This is a genomic window from Catenulispora yoronensis, assembly GCF_039531695.1.
Taxonomy (GTDB): Bacteria; Actinomycetota; Actinomycetes; order Streptomycetales; family Catenulisporaceae; genus Catenulispora; species Catenulispora yoronensis.
In genome coordinates this window covers 17,782-32,101 of the sequence record NZ_BAAAQN010000096.1, presented here as the reverse complement: position 1 = coordinate 32,101, position 14,320 = coordinate 17,782, and the positions used below count along the sequence as shown (strand labels likewise).

At 71.3% G+C, this 14,320-nt stretch carries 13 protein-coding genes; 8 read left to right on the top strand and 5 right to left on the bottom strand.

Annotated elements, in window-relative coordinates; all coding sequences use genetic code 11:
- Positions 1–44: 44 nt before the first annotated feature.
- The 3 genes from ABD481_RS44080 to ABD481_RS44070 form a co-directional block, all read right to left on the bottom strand.
- Complete coding sequence (locus tag ABD481_RS44080; protein WP_344671902.1) at positions 45–1,238, bottom strand: EfeM/EfeO family lipoprotein; 1,194 nt, start codon at positions 1,236–1,238, stop codon at positions 45–47.
- A gap of 36 nt (positions 1,239–1,274) precedes the next feature.
- Complete coding sequence (locus ABD481_RS44075; RefSeq protein ID WP_344671901.1) at positions 1,275–2,156, bottom strand: alkaline phosphatase family protein; 882 nt, start codon at positions 2,154–2,156, stop codon at positions 1,275–1,277.
- Between the two features lie 152 nt (positions 2,157–2,308).
- Complete coding sequence (locus ABD481_RS44070) at positions 2,309–3,190, bottom strand: hypothetical protein (RefSeq protein WP_344671900.1); 882 nt, start codon at positions 3,188–3,190, stop codon at positions 2,309–2,311.
- 151 nt (positions 3,191–3,341) lie between these two features.
- On the opposite strand from ABD481_RS44070, the gene ABD481_RS44065 reads away from it, so the two are divergent.
- The 3 genes from ABD481_RS44065 to fxlM all read left to right on the top strand — a co-directional run bounded on the left by ABD481_RS44065 (position 3,342) and on the right by fxlM (position 6,622).
- Entirely contained in the window at positions 3,342–4,658 is a 1,317-nt protein-coding gene (locus tag ABD481_RS44065; RefSeq protein ID WP_344671903.1) for an MFS transporter, read from the top strand.
- A 2-nt stretch (positions 4,659–4,660) separates the two neighbouring features.
- Positions 4,661–5,269, top strand: a complete 609-nt coding sequence (locus ABD481_RS44060; protein WP_344671899.1) for a hypothetical protein — start codon at positions 4,661–4,663, stop codon at positions 5,267–5,269.
- Positions 5,270–5,332: 63 nt separating this feature from the next.
- Complete coding sequence (gene fxlM, locus ABD481_RS44055) at positions 5,333–6,622, top strand: methyltransferase, FxLD system (protein WP_344671898.1); 1,290 nt, start codon at positions 5,333–5,335, stop codon at positions 6,620–6,622.
- On the opposite strand, the gene ABD481_RS44050 is transcribed toward fxlM, so the two are convergent.
- On the bottom strand, positions 6,619–7,200 hold the full coding sequence (locus ABD481_RS44050; RefSeq protein WP_344671897.1) for an AAA family ATPase: 582 nt from the start codon (positions 7,198–7,200) through the stop codon (positions 6,619–6,621). The two genes, fxlM and ABD481_RS44050, sit on opposite strands and share 4 nt — an antisense overlap.
- A gap of 213 nt (positions 7,201–7,413) precedes the next feature.
- On the opposite strand from ABD481_RS44050, the gene ABD481_RS44045 reads away from it, so the two are divergent.
- A complete protein-coding gene (locus tag ABD481_RS44045) occupies positions 7,414–8,835 on the top strand; it encodes an alpha/beta hydrolase family protein (protein ID WP_344671896.1) in 1,422 nt (473 codons plus the stop codon).
- A gap of 226 nt (positions 8,836–9,061) precedes the next feature.
- Here ABD481_RS44045 and ABD481_RS44040 read toward each other — a convergent pair whose 3' ends face one another.
- Positions 9,062–9,964, bottom strand: coding sequence for an AurF N-oxygenase family protein (locus tag ABD481_RS44040; protein WP_344671895.1), 903 nt, complete (start codon positions 9,962–9,964; stop codon positions 9,062–9,064).
- A 501-nt stretch (positions 9,965–10,465) separates the two neighbouring features.
- On the opposite strand from ABD481_RS44040, the gene ABD481_RS44035 reads away from it, so the two are divergent.
- The 4 genes from ABD481_RS44035 to ABD481_RS44020 all read left to right on the top strand — a co-directional run bounded on the left by ABD481_RS44035 (position 10,466) and on the right by ABD481_RS44020 (position 14,305).
- A complete protein-coding gene (locus ABD481_RS44035) occupies positions 10,466–11,260 on the top strand; it encodes an AfsR/SARP family transcriptional regulator (protein ID WP_344671894.1) in 795 nt (264 codons plus the stop codon).
- 60 nt (positions 11,261–11,320) lie between these two features.
- Positions 11,321–12,334 carry a methyltransferase gene (locus ABD481_RS44030; protein WP_344671893.1) on the top strand — a complete coding sequence of 338 codons (1,014 nt, stop codon included), beginning with the start codon at positions 11,321–11,323 and terminating at the stop codon, positions 12,332–12,334.
- A gap of 106 nt (positions 12,335–12,440) precedes the next feature.
- Complete coding sequence (locus tag ABD481_RS44025) at positions 12,441–14,021, top strand: MBL fold metallo-hydrolase (RefSeq protein WP_344671892.1); 1,581 nt, start codon at positions 12,441–12,443, stop codon at positions 14,019–14,021.
- A 62-nt stretch (positions 14,022–14,083) separates the two neighbouring features.
- Positions 14,084–14,305 carry an MbtH family protein gene (locus tag ABD481_RS44020; RefSeq protein ID WP_344671891.1) on the top strand — a complete coding sequence of 74 codons (222 nt, stop codon included), beginning with the start codon at positions 14,084–14,086 and terminating at the stop codon, positions 14,303–14,305.
- The last annotated feature ends 15 nt before the right edge of the window (positions 14,306–14,320 follow it).

Sequence of the window (14,320 nt, the reverse complement as noted above, 5' to 3'; positions counted from 1 at the left end):
CCCCCCCGCCCCGCGCAGGAACGACCTGCGCCCGACGCCGCCGCTCACGCGCCGCTCCGGGGCGCGAGCAGGTTCGGCACCAGCGAGAGGTCCTCCACCAGCACGCCGAGGTCGGCGTCGAGGCGCTGCCGCTGCGCGGCGGTCAGCGCCGGCGCGGGGATCCAGGTCCCGGCCGGATCGCGGTCGGCCGTCAGGTCGGCCTGGACCAGGGCCAGCTCGGCGCCCAGCCGGGCGGTCAGGGCCGGGGCCCGGTCGTCGATCAACGGTGCCAGCACCGTGAGGACCTCCCTGGTGCCTTCAGTGTTCGCATAAGCCGTGGCCAGACTGGTGCCGCTGCCGGCGTCGGCGTCTCCGGTGATCTGGAACTGCAGGGTGTTCTCCAGAATCTCGTGCGCGCGCAGCGGAAGGTCACCGGGGTCGATCTCCTCGCTGGGGAAGTCGGCGGTCAAGTCCTGGACCGTGCCGACCAGGGCCTGCGTCCGGGCGCGCAGGTCCGGGGCGGACGTATCGTGCCAGAGGCCGTACTCGATGGCGTGCAGTCCGTGCCAGTCCTGGTCGGTCGGGCCGTCCGGCAGGCCCGCGGCGGTGCCGTCGAGGTCGGCGTCGAAGTCGCCGAAGGAGTTGTAGGCGGCGCCGAGGCGCTCGTAGGCCAGGTGCGCGGGCAGCCAGTCGGCGCGAGCGGCGGCGAGGTCACCGCGAGCCACGTCAGCGTCCAGGACCTGGGCGCGGTCGAGCAGCGTCGGCAGGGCCGCCTGGACCCAGGCGCGGTAGGCGTTGACCGGCCCGGTCAGGTCCAGGTCCGGCATCGGGCGGTAGCCGGCCACCGCGGCGGTGCCCGAGACGGTGCCGGAGACGGTGAAGGCCGAGGTGGTGCGGATCGTGCCGTCGGACAGGACGCAGCGGATGGCGTAGCGGCCGGCGGCCAGGGTCGTGGCCAGCGGCAGGGTGCGATCGGGAGTCAGCCAGGGGATCTCGGCGTAGACCCGCTGGTCGGCGGCGTCGACGAGGTAGACGGTGGCGAACACCTTGGTGCGGTCGGTCACGCTGAAGGACACCGGGCCCGCGTGGAGCGCCGGGGGCGGGGTGCCGCAGCCCGACGCCCGGACGCCGATCGGGCCGCCCGGCACCGCGGAGGAGGACTCCGCGGTCCCGGCGGCCACGGCCACGAGCGCCGCGATCGGCACCGCCGCGAGGCGGGTCTGCCACTGCCACTGCCTATGGGGTGAGGCACGGCGCATCGCGGTTGATGTTCCCTTCGCTCGGGCGGGGTGGGGTCAGCTCCAGATGTCGGTGATCGGCGCGGCGGTGGCGCTGTTGCCGACCGGCGCGAGGCTGTACATCTTCTCCAGCGTCGCCAGCACGTTGTAGTGGTTGACGGTCTCGCTGTAGTGCCCGGTCTTCACGCCGGCGCCGACCACGATCGTCGGGATCTGGTTGCTCTCGGTGTAGTCGTCCTCGTCCCAGGTGACCACCAGCAGGCTGTTGTTCGCCTTGGCCCACTGGGCGTAGGCGTCCAGGTTGTTCTTCAGCCAGGTGTCGCCGGTCGCGACGGAGCCGTCGTGCATGTCGTCGTTGAGGTTCGGGATGACGAACGACAGGGTCGGCAGCGAGGCGTAGTTGGAGCTGGCCGGGAACTGCGTGAACGGCACCGAGTCGGCGCCCGGCACGTTGCTGAAGTTCACCCACGGCGAGTGCTTGCGCGCGTACTTGCCCGAGGAGCAGGTCGTCGAGCCGACGCTCGGCAGGCCCTCGGAGTAGCCCTTGAAGGTGCGGCCGGCGGCGAGCAGCTCCGAGCCCAGGTTGGCGGTGTTGCCCTCACTGACCGGGCACTTGTCCGAGGACAGCCCGAAGGTGCTGCCGCCGAACAGCGCCATGTAGTTCGGCTCGCTGGGGTGCGAGACCGCGAACGAGCCGGTCAGCAGCGCGCCCTGGGAGGCCAGGGAGTTGATGTAGGGGGCGCTGGAGCTGCCGATGATGTCGTTGTAAGAGTGGTTCTCCTCGACCACGACGACGACGTGGGCCGGCGTCGGGACCACGCCGGCGGTGGCCGGGGTGGCCGAGGAGGCCCCCGCCGACGCGATCGGGACGGCCACGGCGGTCGCGGCGGCGGCGACCGCCGCGGCGGACAGGGACAAGGCCTTACGGGACATACGCATGGAATCTCTCCTGACACGGGAGGGAGCGGACATGCGGGGAGCAACACGGGTGATGTTAGGCAGTGGCGAATCAGAGAACAATGACGGCCCTGGCAAAGCCTGTGTGAACATCAGGGACCTGAAGCGGTGGCAGAGTTCCCACCTCAGACCCCTTATCGTCGCCGTAATTGACGTAGAGTCCAACCCCGTCCACCCTCGTCCAGACCCTGTGTGGACTCTGTGAAGACCTCCGCGGCGCGGCGATAGGACAGGCGACCGCGCCCGGTCACCGGGCACCGGTGGCGCGCGGGTGTGTCCCTTGGCGCGCGCCGGTCGGTGAGGAACAGCGGTCCGGACGGCCGGCCCGCCGCCAGCAGCGCGAGCAGGCGGCCGGTGGCGGGCCGCCAGTGCAGGGCCGGGCCCGGCGCGGTGGGGCGGGTGCGGCGGCCGGAGGGGTCGAGGTCGGGGACGTCCAGGGCCAGGATGCGCTCGATACCGCCGCCGGTGTCGTAGACGGCGTGCCACAGGGCCTGCTCGCGCAGCGGCGCGTGGAGCCGCAGCACGGCCCGGGCCTGGTCGTCGGTCAGCGGTTCGGCGCCGGGCGACGGCTGCGCGGCGCGGCGGCGCAGGTCGGCAGTCGGGTCGGCGGTCGGGTCCGCCGCGATCCAGCCGCGGGCCCGCCACCAAGTCAGGGCGCTGCGGAGGATGGCCAGTTCCCGGTTCGCGGTGCGGGCGCCGACCGCGGCCTCGCGAGCTGCGAAGCCCGCCGCGAGGCGGACGGCGGCGTCGGCGCCGTCGATCAGCGCCAGCGGCACCACCGGGGCCGCCGCTCCGCGCCGGGAGGCCCCGACCGGCGACGCCCGGTCGACCAGCGTCCAGGCCCAGGTGGTCAGGGCGATCCGATAGACGCGCTGCGACGCCGGACTCAGCTCTGCGGCGGCCAGGAAGCGATCCACCGCGACCGCGTATTCGACCGGCGGCGCGATAACGGAGCCGACTTCCGAACCGGAAATAGTTGCCGCAGTAAACAACGAGTCTTCCCTCCCCTCACTCATGGCAGTGAAGTCTAGCTCTCCTGGCGAATGGCGACTGTTTACTGCGGTAACTATCAACAGATGTAAAGTTCAAGCAAAGAGACTCAACTTCGGCGCAGAAAACCGTTGAGCCGCTTGGTCCGGGCGGGCCACGCTCCCCCACGTGTCCAGAATGTTCACGGCGCTCGCCGACCGGGATTTCCGCTGGTTCTTCACCGGCTACCTCACCTCCAAGCTCGGGACCGCCATGGCCCCGGTCGCCACCGCGTTCGCGGTGCTGCACACCGGCGTCGGCGCGGCCGGGCTCGGCTATGTCATGGCGGCGCGGATCGTCCCCGTCGTCCTGCTCCTGCTGCTCGGCGGCGTCTTCGCCGACCGGCTCGGCGGACGCAGAGTCATGATCGCCTCCGATCTGCTGCGGTGCGGCGCCCAGGCCGGGTTCGCGGTGCTGCTGCTCACCGGCCACGCCACGCTGGCCGCGATGATGGTCGCCGCGGTGCTGGCCGGGGTCGGCGAGGGCGTCTTCACGCCGTCGTTGCAGGCGCTGATCCCCCGGCTGCTCCCCGCCGACCGGCTGGGGGACGCCAACGCGCTGCTGAGCGTCGCGGTGTCCGGCGCGGGGGTGGCCGGGCCGGCGCTGGGCGGCCTGGTCGCGGCCGTCCTGGCCGGTGCGGCGGGGCCGGCCGCGGTGCTGCTCGTGGACGCCGCCAGCTACGCGGTCAGCGTCGTGGTGCTGCTGCGGCTGGCCCATGTGCCGCAGCCGGAGCCGGGGGCGTCGCCGTCGCTCGTCAGGGAACTGCGGGACGGCTGGCAGGAGTTCCGCTCGCGCACCTGGCTGTGGGTCACCACGGTGCAGTTCTGCCTGTTCAACGCCCTGGTCTGGGCACCGTACCTGGTGCTGGGGCCGGTGGTGGCCGAGCGGCGGCTCGGCGGGGCCGGGGCCTGGGGCCTGGTGCTGGCCGCCAACAGCGCCGGGTCGATCCTGGGCGGGCTGGCGCTGCTCGGACGGCGGCCCCGGCGGCCGCTGTTCCTGGCGGTGGTCGCCACGTTCGGATACGTGCTGACGCCCGCGCTGCTGGCCAGCAGCCTGCCGCTGCCGTGGGTGTGCGCGGCGGCCGCGGTCACCGGGGCCGGGGCGGCGGTCGGCGGGGCGTTGGAGAACACGGTCATGCAGCAGCGGGTGCCGGTGGAGGTGCTGGGCCGGATCACCGCCTATCAGACGGTCGGCGCCTTCGCGCTCGGACCGCTCGGGCTGGCCGCCGCCGGGCCGCTGGCCTCGGTGTTCGGGCTGACGGCGTTCCTGGCGTTCGGCGCGGTGTTCCAGCTCGTGTCCAACCTCGCGGTGCTCGCACTGCCCGCCATCCGCTGCTTCGACCTGGCAAATCAGGACTTGTCGGACCCCTCCCCTAGGGTGGTCGAAACAGTGATCGAACCCACCCGGTCCGCGCCGTCCGCACGATCCGGACAGTCCACACCGTCAGGAGGTTGACCATGACCGCCGAAGCCGCCGCGCGCACCTCGTCCCGGCTCTGGACCAAGCACGCCGACCACGTCCACCGCCGGACCGGCCGCGCGATCTGGGACGCCGCCGAGGGGCTGCCCGACCCGCTGACCGCCATCGCCGCCGCCCGCCGGACCGCCGAGGACCTGCTGGACCGGCTGGCGCGCGCCGCCCCGGAGGGCGAGCACCTGCTCACCGCCCTGGCCCGGGCCGACGACGGGTACGGCGGCCGCCCCGACGGCGAGGAAGCCGGCCTGGCCGCCGACCTGGCGCTGTCCCGGCGCGGACCGCGCTGCCTGACCGACCGGGCAGGGGCCGGCGCCGGGTTCGCCGGCCTGCTGCTGCTCGGCGCCCTCACCGGCGAGCCGGTCGGCCTGGTGCTGCGCAGCTGCCGCGACCCCTGCCACGCGCTCGCCGGCCACGAGTCCACGGTCCGCGGCTGGCTGCTGCGCGAGGGCCACGCCGAGCCGCTGAGCCGTGGCGCGATAAGGACGGTCGCGGGCGGCCGGGTGCCGCATCCGGCGCTTCCCGGCCACCCGGAGGAGGGAACACGGTATGAAAAGGCTTATTCGTTGTACGTGGCGGGAAATGAAGCTTGATACGGAGGCTGACAGCAGTCTCCGGCGCCGGCCGAGGCCGCGGCGCTGGAGGAGGTGGCGTGCATGGCGGCGGATCCGGGGCCGACCGGCCGCGATGCCGGCTCCCCGGAGGACCTGCGCGCCGCGGCCCTGCGGGACGCCCTGGCCGACCGGCTGATCGCCGAGGGCGCGATCACCACGCCCCGGCTCGCCGAGGTCTTCCGCACCGTGCCCCGGCACCGGTTCACCCCGGGCCTGCCGCTGGAGCTGGCGTACGCGAACCAGGTGGTCTTCGTGAAGCGGGACCGCTCCGGCGTGCCGACCAGCTCGGTGAGCGCGCCGGACATCCAGGCCATCATGCTGGAGCAGGCGGCGGTCCCGCCGGGCGGACGGCTGCTGGAGATCGGCTCGGGCGGCTACAACGCCGCGCTCATGGCCGAGCTCGCGGGCCCGGACGGCGAGGTCACGACGGTCGACATCGACCCGGACGTCGCGGACCGGGCGCGGGCCTGCCTGGCCGGCGCCGGATACCGCGCGGTGCGCGTGGTGACCGCCGACGCCGAGGACGGGCTGCCCGAGCGGGCGCCGTTCGACCGGATCGTCGTCACCGTCGAGGCCTGGGACCTGCCGCCGGCCTGGCGCGAGCAGCTGGCCCCGGACGGCCGGCTGGTGGTGCCGCTGCGGCTGCGGGGCCTGACCCGCTCGGTCGCGTTCGACCGCGTCGCCGACGCCGCCGGGGACCGCCTGGTCAGCCGCTCGGCCCGGATGTGCGGCTTCGTGAAGATGCAGGGCGCGGGCCGGCACGCCGACGAGGAGCTGGTCCTCAACGGCGGCGACCTGTCGCTGGACGCCGACGACGTGCGCCTGCTGCCCTCGGCCCGGCGGCTGGAGGCGCTGCTGCGCACGCCGCGCGTCGAGCGGTGGTCGGACGTGCAGGTCTGGCGCTGGGAGCCCTGGGACACGCTGCCGCTGTGGCTGGCGACGGAGTTCCCGGGCTACTGCCAGCTGACCCTGGAGGTGCCCGGCGCGCCGGCGGTCCCCGGGCAGTTCGGCGCCCCCGGCGCCGCACCGCTCGAACCGGCGCTGCGTTCCGGAACCCCGGCCGTGGCCACCCCGTCGGCGTTCGCCTATCTCACCGCGCACCCGTTGCCCGACGGCCGCGTCGAACTCGGCGCGCAGGCCTTCGGCCCAGAAGCCGCGGCCCTGGCCGCCAAGCTGGTCGGGCGCGTCACCGCGTGGGACCGCGAGCGCCGGTACGGCCCGGGGCCGACCATCACTGCCTGGCCGATCAACGCTCCGGAGCCGCGGGCCGATCTGGTGGTGGTCAAGAAGCATGTGCGGATCGCGGTGGACTGGCCTCGTGGTCAGGGTTAGCGGGTGGTTGCCGCTGCTTCCGCAGTCTCTGTCTCTGTCGCAGCCGCAGCCGCAGCCGCGATCCATGCGGCCCGCTCCCCCGGTGTCCCGACGGGAATCTCGTGGAGCCGATATCCGAGTTCGTCATAGACGTCGCGGTGCAGCTGTTCGAACTTCAGCGCTTCCTCGAAGCTGATCCGGCGGGCCGCCGTCGGCTCGACATAGCCGAGGTTCGCGAGGAAGAACACAGTCCGCTCATATGTGCCTTCGAGGCGGATCCGTTCGAGCTCGGCCTTCAGCGCCGCGCTGTCCGGCCGTCCGAGATAGCGGCTGAGGGCCAGCGTGCACACCGGCGACCGGTCGAAGAAGCACACACTGTCGCCGGACGCCGCGCTCCCCCTCTCCCATTCCCGCTGTACGTCCAGCACCAGATCGACAAAACCGGCGGCCTCCCACGGCTCGGCCTCCCCGGCCGCCTGGCGGCGCGCGATGACCTCGGTCGCGGCCTCGCCGACCACCGCGTGGCCGCGTCTGCGCAGCTCCTCGATGACCGTGGTCTTGCCTGCGCCTGGTGTACCCGTGAGCACATATCGCTTCATGATCAGTCCTCGAACGTCACCTCGAACAACGGGCCGCCGACGCTGTTCCATCCCGGCCAGGTCTGGGTCGTGATCTCACCGAAACAGGCGGCCCGGAGCCCTCCCGTCACGCCGGCCCGCGCGCCGACGACGCTTCCCCGCCATCGGCCCCGCCGCAGCCCCTGCGAATCAGGTTACTGTTTTGAAACAGGCACCCGACGCCGGAGGAAGATGATGACCTACCCGCGCCCGAGCTCCGCCCGCCGCACCGAATCCGCAGATCAGCCCGGCTTCGCCGACTCCATAACCACCCACCCCGAGCATCGCGGGGCGCGTCCCGGCCGCCGTACCGCGCTCGCCGGTCTGGCCGCGCTCGGCCTCGGCACGCTCGTGCCGACGCTGGCCGCCGGCCCGGCCGGAGCCGCCGTCGGCACCGGGGCCGGGACCGCCACCGATACCGGGTCCGCCACCGGCACCGGCGCCTTCACCCGCGCCTTCATCCGCACCGGCACTCCGGCCCGCACCCCGGCCGTCGGATCCTCGGCGGCCGCCGACACCCTGGTCCCCCTGTACCTGCCGCCGCCCACCGGTCCGTACCGGGTCGGCAACGTCGCCCTGCACCTGATCGACCGCTCCCGGCGCGATCCCTGGGTCGCCACCCACCCGCTCCGCGAGCTGATGATCGGCATCTGGTACCCGGCCCGCGACGTCGAGGGCCACGCCACCGTCCCGTGGCTGCCCGACGCCGCCTGGACGGCGTTCCTGGCGAACAACGCGGTCCCGTCCGGCAAGATCGCCGTCCCCACCACCCACGGCCACGACAGCGCCCCGGCCGACCCGCGCCACGGGCCCCATCCGGTCCTGCTGTTCTCGCCCGGCTCCGGCGACGACCGCGACGCGTGCACCACGTACGCCGAGGAGCTGGTCAGCCACGGATACGTGGTCGTCACCATCGACCACACCCACGACAGCTCCGAGGTCGAGTTCCCCGACGGCCACGTCGAGCCGCGCACGATCCCGCCGGGCGACACGCTGCCGATCAACACCGAGGCCGTCGCGGTCCGCACCGCCGACGCCCGGTTCGTGCTCGACCAGCTCCACGCCATCAGCAACGGCCGCAACCCCGACGTCGACCACCGGCGGCTGCCCCGCGGCCTCGGCGAGGTGCTCGACCTGTCCCGCGTCGGCATGTACGGGCACTCCATGGGCGGCGCCACCGCGGCCTGGACGCTGCTCACCGACCACCGGTTCCGCGCCGGCGTCAACCTCGACGGCACGTTCTACGGTCCGGTCCTGACCGCCGGCCTGGACCGCCCCTTCCTGCTCATGTGCTCCCAGTACCATGACACGACCGATGACCCCTCCTGGGCCGAGACCTGGTCGCACCTGCGCGGGTGGCACAAGGAGCTGCGCTTGGTGAACGCCGCGCACAACTCCTACACCGACCTCCAGTCGATCGTCCCCCAGGCCGCCGTCCCGGCCGGCCTGCCGAGCGACGAGGTCGAGGGGCTGATCGGCACGATCGACCCCGCCCGATCCGTGCTGGCGGGCCGCACCTACCTGCGCGCCTACTTCGACCGCTTCGTGCGGGGCCACGACAACCACCTGCTCGACGGGCCGTCGGCGGCCTTCCCGGAGGTCGCGTTCCTGGCCTGAGCGAGAGCCGGCCTGGTGAAGGTCGGGGTCGGGGACGGCCGGTCCTCAGCGGCGGCCAGCGGCGACAGGCCGGGCCTGACCTCGATCTTTGCCGCCGGGCGTCGATCAGCGGTAGTCGCCCCTGACCGACCCTGGCCGGCGCTAGCCCGAACACCGCTCGCCTGACCAGCGCTCACCTCAGGCCACCGCTCGCTTCAGGCCGCCGCTCGCCCGACCACCGCTCGCCTCAGGCCACGAACCCCGAAGCCCGCCACCGCTTCATCGTCGGCCCGCCCATCAACCCGAGCTCCTCGAAGAACGGCACCACCTTCGCCGCCGCCCGCCGCTTCACCTCGATGTGGTGCTCGTTCCGCTTCGCCAGCTGCCGCGCCGCCTCCGGATCGGCGATCCCGACCCGCTTGTAGACGGCCGGATTCACCATGAACTCCCCGACCACCACCGCACTCTCGGCGGCGACGAACCGCGCATGCTCCCGCTCCAGCCGCCCCGCCCGCGGAATCCGCCGGGCCAGCGCCTCGCGCGCGTACTTGACGTGCCGGGTCTCCTCAATGACATGGATCTTCGACACCTGCCGCACCAACGGCTGCACCCGCTCGTCGCGGATCATCTCCCGCTGCATCACGTCGACGATCTCCTCGCCCATCAACGTGCCCACCCACATCGGTGCACCTTGGAGCAGCAGCGGAACGTAGCGGCCCAGAGTATTGAGGTAGCCGGGCCGACCGTAGGGGCGCGCGCCGACCGTCTCGATCATGCGGATGAACATCAATGAATGGCGGCACTCGTCAGCAACCTCGGTATAGGCATACTGCACATGCCGGGACTCCGGCCGATGCCGCTCATATGCCATCTTCAGCAACATCCGCATAAGGATCGTCTCGAACCAGATCCCCATCGACATGATGTTGACGATCTCCTGCTTGCTCAGCTCTATGCGCTGCTCGGGCGTCATGCGCTCCCACAACGGCGTGCCATACAGCGAGACATGCTCAGGACTGGCATAGAACAGATCCGAAGGCTGCGGCTGCTCCCAGTCCACCTCATGCACCGGATCGAAGGAATGCTTCGCCGAAGCCTCCAGCAGCTTGGCCGCCACCTGCTCCTTGTCCAGCATCGTCCCGCGCGCCATCTCGCCCATCCTCTTGCCTCGCGTACCGGCGCGACCCGCGGGCACGTCCAGAAACCTCCGGATGGCCAAGTCCGGTTGTCGTAGTACGGGAAAGCATCGCCGTTATTAGACTGAGAGTCAAGAGCGCTCCCGCGCCGCCACCCCACCACGAAGCTCTCCCCGGCCCGGCCGTGCAGGGACCTCCCCGTGTTCCCATGTCACGCCCGTCCGGGCAGGCTTGACATTGATCGCAAAATCGCGATTCTTGATCACGCGCCTTGATCACCAGCGTGTCCGCGGCGGGGTCCGCGATCAAGAAATCGGCGGGTGCGGGCGCGGATTGCTTACCTTTCGGCGGATTACCGATAAGGCCGCTCAAACCACTCAAGCCTCTTATTCCCCGGGGTTTACCGAAAAAGCACTCCCGGCGGCCGGAAACGATTACCCAGCCTTCCGTGCGAATAAGTGGACTGATAGGGTGCGATCACTGAAGGGTCGACAAGCGCAGCGGGGGTTGTTGCCATGCGATACCGAGTCTTGGGGGACCTGGAACTGCGTCAAGGCCGCAGGTGGGGCACTCTCGGAGCCGCGCAGCGGCGCACCTTACTCGCGGTCCTGCTTTGCGGGGGCGGGCAGGCCACGACCACGACGCGGTTGATCGACGAACTCTGGGAGAACGACCCGCCGGCGTCGGCGGAGAAGATGATCCAGGCCTACATCTCCCGGCTGCGGCGCTCGCTGGACGACGAGGGCGGCACGACACTGATCACGGTCAAGAGCGGCTACCGGGCCCGGGCCTACCGGCTGCTGATGGCGCCGGACGATCTGGACGCCACCCGGTTCCAGCGGCTGGCCGAGCAGGGCCGGCGGTTGCTGCGGCAGCGCGTGTTCGACGGGGCCGTGAGCAGTTTCGGCGCGGCGCTGGAGCTGTGGCGGGGCCCGGCCTTCGCGGACGTGCCGCCGACCCCCGCCGTGGTGGCGGAGTCCGCCCGCCTGGACGAGGCCCGGCTGCGGGCCATGGAGGGCTACCTGGAAGCGCTCGTCCGCAGCGGCCGCCACGGCGAGGCGCTGGCGGACCTGGAGTCGCTGGCCGCCATGCACCCGCTGCGGGAACAGCTCTCCGGCTGGCTGATGGTCGCGCTGTACCGCGAGGGCCGCCAGGCCGACACCCTGGGCGTCTACCGGCGGCTGCGCGCCCTGCTCGCCGACGACCTCGGCATCGATCCGAGCCCCCACCTCCAGCGCCTGCACCAACGGATCCTGCAGGCCGATCCGGAGCTGCTCGGCGACGGTGTGGTAATTGCCGGGGCGGTCTAAGCACCGGATCGTGATTTTGACAGCAGCCTGCTTCCCTTTGACCGGAGAGCGTGATGCCAAGTGCCCGGACCGAAAACGCATTCCGAATTCACCAAACCGAGCATCGGCGGCGCCCTCATCGCCGATGATTACCTCACCCTGGTCGACGACAGCTGTGTGGCACTTCTCCCCCACGTCCTGCGCATCGCCGTCGAGCTCCGCCTGCCCGACCTGCTGACCACCACCACCCACGTCGACGACCTCTGCGCGGCCGTCGGCGCGGACGCCGACGCGGTCTACCGCCTGCTCCGCGCGATGGCCACCGTCGGCCTGGTCACCGAACCGGCCCCGCGCCACTTCGCCCTGTCCGCCGCCGGCCATCGCCTGCTGCCGAACACGCCGGACACGGCCCGCGAGTCCGTGGCGAACCTGGACACCTACCTCACCTGGCTCGACGCGGCCGACGTGTTCCGCACCGGCCGCCCCGCCGAACGCGACTACTTCGCCGGCACCGAGGACCCCGCCGCCTTCCTGCGCCGCATGCGCGACCACGCCGCCCGCTGCTACGGCGACCTGCCCGCCCACGTGGACTGGACCCGCTCCGAGGTCGTCCTGGACATCGGCGGCGGCGACGGCTTCGTCCTGGACCGGATCCTGGACCACGCGCCCCACCTGACCGGCGTCCTGTTCGACCGCCCCCAGGTGATCGACACCCTCACGGCCACTGCCCGCCGCCACCTCGCCGCCGGCGACTTCTTCGCCCACCTCCCGCCCGGCGCCGACACCCACCTGCTGTGCAGCGTCCTCCACAACTGGAACGACGAGCAGGCCACCACCCTCCTGGCCCGCAGCCGCGCCGCCCTCGGCCCCTCCGGCAGGCTCCTGATCATCGAGATGCCCGTCCCCCCGGGCGACGAATGGCACCCGAGCAAGTGGAGCGACCTGGGCATGCTGGTCCAGACCGGCGGCCGCGAACGCACCATCGAGGAGTACGGCGACCTGCTGACCGCCGGCGGCTTCGCGATCACCTCGGTCCGGCCGATCACCGGCTCCTACTTCTCCGTCATCGAGGCCGAGCCGACCGTCGCCCGGTGAGCTGCGACAACGTGGCCCCCCGACGACTTACCTCCGATATACCACCACGTTCCCCGCACCCGAAAAAATAGAGGCCCCGAGATCATTCCAAGCTCAGGGAGCCACTATGCCCGACCCCCTCTACCTTCGGCCAAACGTCATCATCGAGCCCTTGGTAGACAGTTTCTACGCCTGGCTCCACACCGTTTCGCCAGTCCAAGCCGCGATGAACCTCGCCTACCTCCAAGTCCCCCTCCTGGAGTCCTACCTACAATCTCCACAGGTCCACGTCGCCGCCAGCAAGAACCCCGATCTCCGGGGTGGCTATTTCGTCGGCATAGAGGCCGAACGCCGTGAAGAAGTCCGAGCCCTGCTCACTTCCATAAAGCGCGATCGTGCCGACATGCTCCGCTTCGCCGAAGCAATCACCGAGGCCGAAGACCTCCTGCGGCAAAACGCCACGGGCTTCGATCTCTCGCCGCTCTATCCCCGGCTCCCCGAGCCTCTGGCCGGTGTCGTCGAACTCTCCTATGACACCAACAACCAGGCCGCTCTCCGCTTTATCGAGCCCTTGGTCTACCAGAGCCCGGCCTATACCGAGGACCGCCAGTCGGTGCAGATCTCGGTCGAGCCCGGCGTCGAGCGCCCCTTCATCCTCAGCACGCCGCGGCTGGCCGACCCGAACGTCATCGACCTGCGCATCCCCTTCCGGCATCCCGGTCTGGAAAGCCTCTTCCGCGCCAAGGTCGAACCCACGACCCACGCCGAGCTGTCCGCCGCCCTGGACCTCACCGACGCGCAGGCCGCCCAACTCGGCCCGCTCCTGACCCCGGCATCCACGCTGGCCGAGGACCGCCACATCACCGCCGGCGGCCGCATCCGCTACTACGGCCACGCCTGCCTGGTCCTCCAGTCGCCCGAGGCCACGGTCCTCACCGACCCCTTCATCAGCGCGGACACCGCCGTCACCGGCCGCTTCACCTACCGGGACCTCCCGGACCGCATCGACGTCGTCGTGATCACCCACGGCCACCAGGACCACATCGTCCTGGAGACCCTGCTGCAATTGCGCGGCCGGGTCGGCACCGTCGTCGTCCCGCGCTCCTCCCGGGGCAATCTCAGCGACCCCTCGCTCGGTCTCTACCTCTCGCATCTCGGGCTCCCCGTCGTGGAGGTGGACGACTTCGACGAGGTGTCGTTCCCCGGCGGCAAGGTGACCGCGACGCCCTTCCTCGGCGAGCACGCGGACCTCGACATCCGTGCGAAGTCGACCTACTGGGTGGAGATCGCCGGGCGCAAGGTGTTCGTCGGCGCCGACTCCTCCGGGATCGACCCGGTGTTGTACCGCTACATCCGCAGCCATCTGGGCACCGCGGACCTGGCCTTCCTCGGCATGGAGTGCGCCGGCGCCCCGCTGACCTGGCTCTACCAGGCGCTGCTGACCCGGCCGGTGACCAAGAAGATGAGCGACTCGCGCACCCTGTCCGGCTCCAACGCCGACCAGGCCGCCGCCATCATGACCGAGCTCGGCGCCTCCGAGGCCTACATCTACGCCATGGGCGAGGAGGCCTGGCTCGGGCACGTCATGGCCACCAGCTACGTCGAGGACTCCTTCCAGCTCCAGCAGGTGGAGCAGTTCCTCACCTGGTGCGCCGACCACGGCATCAAGGCGGAGCACCTGCTCGAACAGCGCGAATGGCGCTGGTGACCACCGACCCGATCCACCCTGATCCGTCCTCATCCGCCTCCATCCGTCTTCCAGGAGCCGCCGTGCGCACCACGACCTTCGATTTCGAATCCCCCGACGCCCGCTTCAAAGTCCTGATCAACCACGAGGAGCAGTACTCCCTGTGGCCCTCCGACCTCGCGGTCCCCGGCGGCTGGTCCGAGACCGGCGTCCTGGCCTCCAAGACCGAATGCGACCAGTACATCGAGGAGCACTGGACCGACATGCGTCCGAAAAGCCTGCGCATCGCCCTCGACGGGGAATGACCCGAAGGCCCCGAC

Bases quoted from the DNA above. Each gene is read 5' to 3' on its own strand.
- ABD481_RS44075 (WP_344671901.1), bottom strand. From the start codon at position 2,156: ATGCGTATGTCCCGTAAGGCCTTGTCCCTGTCCGCCGCGGCGGTCGCC.
- ABD481_RS44080 (WP_344671902.1), bottom strand. From the start codon at position 1,238: ATGCGCCGTGCCTCACCCCATAGGCAGTGGCAGTGGCAGACCCGCCTC.
- fxlM (WP_344671898.1), top strand. From the start codon at position 5,333: ATGGCGGCGGATCCGGGGCCGACCGGCCGCGATGCCGGCTCCCCGGAG.
- ABD481_RS44060 (WP_344671899.1), top strand. From the start codon at position 4,661: ATGACCGCCGAAGCCGCCGCGCGCACCTCGTCCCGGCTCTGGACCAAG.
- ABD481_RS44050 (WP_344671897.1), bottom strand. From the start codon at position 7,200: ATGAAGCGATATGTGCTCACGGGTACACCAGGCGCAGGCAAGACCACG.
- ABD481_RS44035 (WP_344671894.1), top strand. From the start codon at position 10,466: ATGCGATACCGAGTCTTGGGGGACCTGGAACTGCGTCAAGGCCGCAGG.
- ABD481_RS44025 (WP_344671892.1), top strand. From the start codon at position 12,441: ATGCCCGACCCCCTCTACCTTCGGCCAAACGTCATCATCGAGCCCTTG.
- ABD481_RS44045 (WP_344671896.1), top strand. From the start codon at position 7,414: ATGACCTACCCGCGCCCGAGCTCCGCCCGCCGCACCGAATCCGCAGAT.
- ABD481_RS44040 (WP_344671895.1), bottom strand. From the start codon at position 9,964: ATGGCGCGCGGGACGATGCTGGACAAGGAGCAGGTGGCGGCCAAGCTG.
- ABD481_RS44065 (WP_344671903.1), top strand. From the start codon at position 3,342: ATGTTCACGGCGCTCGCCGACCGGGATTTCCGCTGGTTCTTCACCGGC.
- ABD481_RS44070 (WP_344671900.1), bottom strand. From the start codon at position 3,190: ATGAGTGAGGGGAGGGAAGACTCGTTGTTTACTGCGGCAACTATTTCC.